The organism is Streptococcus sp. HMSC066F01 (genome assembly GCF_001837335.1).
Taxonomy (GTDB): Bacteria; Bacillota; Bacilli; order Lactobacillales; family Streptococcaceae; genus Streptococcus; species Streptococcus oralis_S.
Genome location: NZ_KV832072.1, coordinates 218176 through 224395, shown reverse-complemented (window position 1 = coordinate 224395; position 6220 = coordinate 218176). Strand labels below are relative to the sequence as shown.

General features: G+C 37.1%; 7 protein-coding genes and 1 pseudogene. All 8 read right to left on the bottom strand.

The window, feature by feature from the left end; genetic code table 11:
• Positions 1–96: 96 nt before the first annotated feature.
• A pseudogene (locus tag HMPREF2655_RS09865) lies at positions 97–348 on the bottom strand (23S rRNA (uracil-5-)-methyltransferase RumA); the annotation flags it as partial.
• Positions 349–386: 38 nt separating this feature from the next.
• A complete protein-coding gene (ftsH, locus tag HMPREF2655_RS01385) occupies positions 387–2345 on the bottom strand; it encodes an ATP-dependent zinc metalloprotease FtsH (RefSeq protein WP_000744587.1) in 1959 nt (652 codons plus the stop codon).
• A 15-nt stretch (positions 2346–2360) separates the two neighbouring features.
• A complete protein-coding gene (gene hpt, locus HMPREF2655_RS01380) occupies positions 2361–2903 on the bottom strand; it encodes a hypoxanthine phosphoribosyltransferase (protein ID WP_000889404.1) in 543 nt (180 codons plus the stop codon).
• Positions 2904–2907: 4 nt separating this feature from the next.
• Positions 2908–4185 carry a tRNA lysidine(34) synthetase TilS gene (gene tilS / locus HMPREF2655_RS01375; protein ID WP_070837252.1) on the bottom strand — a complete coding sequence of 426 codons (1278 nt, stop codon included), beginning with the start codon at positions 4183–4185 and terminating at the stop codon, positions 2908–2910.
• Positions 4182–5450, bottom strand: coding sequence for a serine hydrolase (locus HMPREF2655_RS01370; protein ID WP_070837250.1), 1269 nt, complete (start codon positions 5448–5450; stop codon positions 4182–4184). Before HMPREF2655_RS01370 ends, tilS begins: the two co-directional genes overlap by 4 nt.
• A complete protein-coding gene (locus HMPREF2655_RS10390) occupies positions 5443–5565 on the bottom strand; it encodes an SP_0009 family protein (RefSeq protein ID WP_000429343.1) in 123 nt (40 codons plus the stop codon). Before HMPREF2655_RS10390 ends, HMPREF2655_RS01370 begins: the two co-directional genes overlap by 8 nt.
• 4 nt (positions 5566–5569) lie before the next feature.
• Positions 5570–5938: a septum formation initiator family protein gene (locus tag HMPREF2655_RS01360; protein WP_000041922.1), complete on the bottom strand. Its 369-nt coding sequence runs from the start codon at positions 5936–5938 to the stop codon at positions 5570–5572.
• Complete coding sequence (locus HMPREF2655_RS01355) at positions 5931–6197, bottom strand: RNA-binding S4 domain-containing protein (protein WP_070837248.1); 267 nt, start codon at positions 6195–6197, stop codon at positions 5931–5933. Before HMPREF2655_RS01355 ends, HMPREF2655_RS01360 begins: the two co-directional genes overlap by 8 nt.
• Positions 6198–6220 lie beyond the last annotated feature (23 nt).

Sequence of the window (6220 nt, the reverse complement as noted above, 5' to 3'; positions counted from 1 at the left end):
CGGTGTCTTAACCCCTTGACCAACGGACCTTGAGTTTTTCAACTCTTTCTATTATACCTACTTTTTTACCTTTGTCAAGGACTTTTTTCAGTGAAGTTAATTTTTTCTTTTCTTCACTAATTTAACCACTGCTTCTGTCCGTGCAGTGTGGGGAAACATATCGACCGACTGGATATACTGGAGGTCATAGACTTTTACTAGTTTAACCAAATCTCGCGCTAAGGTCGAAACATTGCAGGATACATAGACCATTTTGTCTGGAACGTAGGTCAGAATGGTTTCCAACAGCTTATCATCTAAGCCTGTACGAGGAGGGTCAACTATCAAGGCATCCGCTCGGTAGCCATCACATTAGAACATAAAAGAGAGGTTGAACCTCTCTAAATTTATTTTTCTTCACTCATTTTTGATTTTACTTCATCATAAGATAGTGCATGGGATTCCTCTTCTACTGTCTCAGGCATTTTCCCTGTTTCGTAAAGAGATTTAATCTGTGTACTATCTAATGTTTCGTATTTCAACAATGCTTCTGCAATCAGTTTGTGGGTTTCACGATTTGATTGGATAATTTCAGCAGCTTTGTTTCGTGCCTCATTTAATAATGAACGAACTTCCTCATCTATCTCATAGGCTGTTTGCTCTGAAATTGATTTTTGAGGACTTTGTGCACCAAACATAGCATGATTACCTTCGTATTGAACTGGGCCAAGTTTTTCACTCATACCGTATTCAGTGACCATTGCACGCGCCATCTGTGTGGCTTGTTCAAAGTCATTTGAAGCTCCTGTCGTTTGGACATTAAAGATAATCTCTTCAGCTACACGACCACCCATCAAACCTGCTAATTGTTCTTTCATATCTTCTTTAGATAGAAGCATTTGATCCTCTTTCGGAAGTGCAATCATGTAGCCACCTGCACGTCCACGTGGTACGATGGTAACTTTATGAACAACACGGGCATTTGACAAGACTAAACCAACAATGGTATGTCCAGCCTCATGATAAGCAACCAATTCACGTTCTCTTTGTGATACTGTTTTATCTTTCTTAGATGGTCCAGCAATCACTCTGTCCTCTGCCTCATCAATATCTGAAGCATCAATGATTGATTTGTTGCGACGAGCAGCAACTAAGGCTGCTTCGTTTAGAACATTTTCTAAGTCAGCTCCCACAAAACCTGGGGTTTGTTGGGCAACTAGTTTCAAATCAACATCGTCTGCCAGAGGTTTATTTTTAGCATGAACTTTCAAGATTGCTTCACGACCTTTAACATCAGGGCGACCAACTAAGACTTTTCTATCAAAACGTCCTGGACGGAGAAGAGCTGGATCTAGAACATCTGAACGGTTCGTCGCAGCGATAACGATGATCCCTTCATTTCCCTCAAAACCATCCATTTCAATCAAGAGTTGGTTCAAGGTTTGTTCACGTTCATCATTTCCTCCACCAAGGCCTACACCACGTTGGCGACCAACAGCATCAATTTCATCGATAAAGATGATGGCTGGCGCTGCTTTTTTTGCATCCTCAAAAAGAGAACGAACGCGGCTTGCACCAACTCCGACAAACATTTCTACAAAATCCGACCCTGAGATGCTAAAGAATGGAACTCCTGCTTCTCCAGCAACCGCCTTAGCAAGCAAAGTCTTACCTGTACCAGGAGGCCCCTCCAAAAGAACACCCGCAGGAATACGTGCACCAAGTTTTGTAAATCGTTTTGGATCTTTTAAAAATTCAACAACTTCTACTAATTCTTGTTTTTCTTCCTCAGCACCCGCAACATCTGAGAATCGTACCTTGATATCTTCTTTGTTTGCAGCTTTGGCCTTGCTACGTCCAAAACTCATTGGATTTCGGCCACTATTTCCTCCCATATTTCCCATCATAGAGAATAGGAAGAAGAAAAGAATAGCAAATGGCACAACAGAGACAAGGATATTGATCCACATACCGCTTGAACTTTCATGTTTGACTGTTACTTCTGCCTGATGTTCAGAAGCAAGTTTTTGTAATTCTGAAACTGTTGAATCAGACGGAAGAATAGTACTTGAGAATCTTTCTACTGTTGTAGCTGTAGGAGTGAAAAATTGAATTCCTGTTTCTTCTTTACTAGTCTTAGGATTTTTATAAACACCAGACACTTCAATGATGCTACCATTTGGCTGATAGGTTAATTCTTTTACATTGTCTGCAGTAATTTCTTTTACCAGTTCTGTATAGTTAATTTTTTCGCTTCGTCCAGCAGTATTTCCAGAGTAAAAATACTGGAATCCTGTCACTAGGAAGAAGATAATTAACAAGTATAGAAATGGATTTCTAACTAAACCATTATTTTGTTTTTTCATTAAAGATAAATCTTTCTAATTTGAATAAACTTCTTCTTTCAATACTCCGACATAAGGAAGGTTACGATAATTTTCTTTATAGTCCAAACCATAACCTACTACAAACTCATTTGGAATAGTAAAACAAGTATAATCCGCTTCAATTTCAACAACACGTCCCTCTGGTTTGTCCAATAAAGTCGCGATTTTAACAGAAGCTGCTTCTCTTGCAATAAACATATCTCTCAAACTCTTCAAAGTTTGACCTGTATCAATGATATCCTCTACAAATAAAACATGTCTTCCTTTGATATCTTGAGTCACGTCTTGCTTGATATTGATGACACCACTACTTGCTGTTCCACCATGGTAACTAGATACCATCATGAAGTCCATCTCGATATGCGTATCAATATGTTTGACCAATTCAGCCATAAAAGGAATTGATCCTTTCAGAATTCCAATAAGAATTGGATTTTTCCCCTCATATTCTTTTGTTAGTTGCGCACCTAGCTTTTTAGCTGCTTCTGTAATTTCATCATGTGAAACGAGGATTTTTTTTATATCGTGTTCTAACATCTTTTTACCCATCTATTTTTTCTATATAAAGTACAGTGTTCATTATATCATTTTTCGTGTTTTTACTCAAATCACTGGTCGCAATTCCTGAAATTGAGACAATTTCTCCAAATTGCTCAATAATAGGGGTTGTTTTTCGTTTTTCAATAGGGATTTTCAAATCTATAAATAAGCGTCTCAGTTTCTTTCGATGACCATTTAGGATAATAACGTCGCCAGGTTTTCGACATCTAATATGTACAGATGTTTCCCGTGAAACCGTTACTTTTTGAACAAAATCCCCTTCAATAGGAATGCCAAAGGAAAATAAATAGCCCATATATCGAACTTGATTTTGATAGTGTAACACAAGTTCATCTTCCTTTTCATCAGCCTGTGGACTGATTTTGCAAACTCGAAAATTCTGATACTCTTTTATCAATTCATAGCCATTTTTAAGAGAATGACGATACTGGCTTTTAGTTGCTAAAATCTGTCGAACTTCATCAAACTGAGCCTTCGTCAGATTTAAGTCTGGGAATTGATTAAGATAGTTCTGGAGCAATATTCCTTGAGTTTGTTGAGAGTATGAAAATAGCTCATTCAAATCTTCCACATCAATTTGTTTCGAAAGCTCCGTTATTGTTGCTTGGTAATCTGAAATTTCCCTTCCTAAATCTAAAAGGGCGGATTTAAGACGAGGATTTTCTTTTTCAAGCTCTGGTATATACCTATTCCGAATGCGATTGCGAAAATAGGTATTTTCCTGATTTGTTTGATCTTCGAAATGAAAAATTGGTGGAAAATTCTTTTTATGAAATTGCAACAAGGGACGGATGATTTCAATATCATCAACTACTTGACTTTCTTTTATCCCTGTTAAATGGCGTAACCGACTTCCTCGAATCAAGCGCATCAAAATCGTTTCAACTTGATCATCTGCATGGTGGGCGGTAACCAAGGCAGTCGCTCCAACCTCTTTCATAATTTTCCTAAAAAAATCATAACGAAACTCTCGAGCACGCGCTTCTGAAAAGTCTCCTGAAAAGCTTGTGATATAAATAGGAAGTTCAGCTGCATCAACTAACTTCCTTAGTTCATTTTCCTCCCAATCAGATTCCCTTCTCTGCTTGTGATTGACATGTGCTAAAATCAACTCAATTCCCAACTCATTTTGATAAGTAGACAATAGCTGGAATAAAAACATTGAATCCAGTCCGCCAGACAAAGCTAACACGACTTTCGAATGTTTTTTGAAATACTCTTTTCGGAGAAAATGATTTAAAAAATCCTGTTCCCTCATTTTAGAACCTCATAGACATCCTTAGCTATCTTAGCAATAGTATCATAATCAGAATTTTTGGTAAAAATAGAAAGAACGAAAGGAGAATCCGTATAGACAATGGCAGTGTCATGTTTAAACTCGTCGGCATCTCCAATTTTATGAGCTACCTTAACTGAAACACCTTTTGCGATTCGTTGGTTGTCAAAATCAGTCTTACCTAGAGACTCTAGGACAAAACCATTCTGATTATAAATAGCTTCCATGACCTTTCCAGCCATTTTTGAAGAAGTCAATTTATCATTCACATCCCAATCTTCACCCATAATGGTGGACATTTTTTCTTTGAAAGCCCCATCAGATTGATTGGTCACGTAATAACCTAAAATATTATGAGCAACATTGTCAGACTCTTTTGTTACCTTGGTAATTAACTGTTGAAGACTGTATTCTTTGTTATCTTCTTTTTTAGGTAAGCTACCACTACCCTCTGGTTTATAGGACCCAGGAAAACTATTTACTTCTGAGATATACTTGAAGCTACTGTCTAACCTATACTCTCCTTGATTTATCTTATCTTGAGCATAATAAAGGTAGGCTAGTTTCAAGATGCTAGCTGCATAGAGTTTGCTGTCTTCATTCACCCCAGCCTCTTTACCTGTACTCAGTTGTTTAACATAAATAGAATAATTTTCATTCTGATAGTTGTTTGATAAAACTTCTTGAACCTTCTGGATGCGATTGTCTTCTTCTGAGACGAACTCTTTTGATACCCACCCAACTTGATTGATATGAAGAAATTCTTGTCCCTCAGCAAAAAGGGTTCTATCCACTGTTACGCGTTGATAGGGAGAGAAAGAGGAAGAAATTTCTTTCGCATCATAGGGGCTGTTATATATAACAAACCCTGGCTCCAACCATACTTGCCTATTTTGAGTTTGAACTTGACTTTGATCATAGACCAAGCGCTTATCTGCAAGGATAAACTGGTGATTATCTAATTTAAAAACAGGAACACCTTGTCTATTCAAACGCCATTCTACGATTTTAAAGGCATTTCCAGGAGTCAATTTACCAGACTCCTTAATAAGATCCTCATTAGAATAGACGGCTGTTTCTCCATATACCATTGGGGATTCCAGAGTTTCTTTATAGTAGAATCCATAATCAGACTCAGTTAGATAATAAATTTCTTGCGAAGAGTAAGGAAGCTGTTTTTCTGTGCTAACTACTCTTGAAGTTATGATAAAAGCAGGTAGCAATAAAACTACTAAGAACTTACGCATTCTTCTCTTCCCTTTCTTCTTGTAATCGTAATAAATGGTTTTTAGCTGCCAATTCCTCTAATTTTTCATCTGATAAACTTAAAAATTGCTCAACAACTTCCAATAAATTTTCCATGATATTACCTCGGAAGCAAATCAGGAATTGTGTAAATTGCTTCTCGTTTCTTTGAGTAATAGTACTTGGCGCGTGCATATTTTGCTACATAGTCTTCATCTTTCAACTTTGCAGCAAAAGCAGATTCCTTATCCTTTTCGTCACTAAGAGTTTGGTACTGCTCTTTCAACTCTGTCAATTGCTGACGGCGTTGCAGTAACTGATCATAGCTTTGAGCTAAGTTATAAGTTGGTAAAATAAACAACAAGATCATCAAAATAAGGACCCAACCCATAAAACGATTTCGTTTTTGTCTCTCCTTCATAAGGTAACGACGACGTTGATGTTCATTTTGAATAAAAGAATTATTCATCTGTACAATATTTTTAGACATTTTCTTCTACCCGTGTTTCACTGAGAATTTCATACATACCTGCTGAATCTTCTTTTTTTGTACTATCTTTCATTTCTAGTACTTTAACAAGCAACAACTTATTTCCAAAGCGAATTTCAACTTGGTCATCAACTTTCAAATCCGTTGAACTTTTGGCCAAGATTCCATTCACCTTGATTCTACCTTTATCTGCTACTTCTTTTGCGACTGTGCGGCGCTTAATAATTCGTGATACTTTTAAATACTTGTCTAATCTCATTTTTATTACCTCAAATTATTATT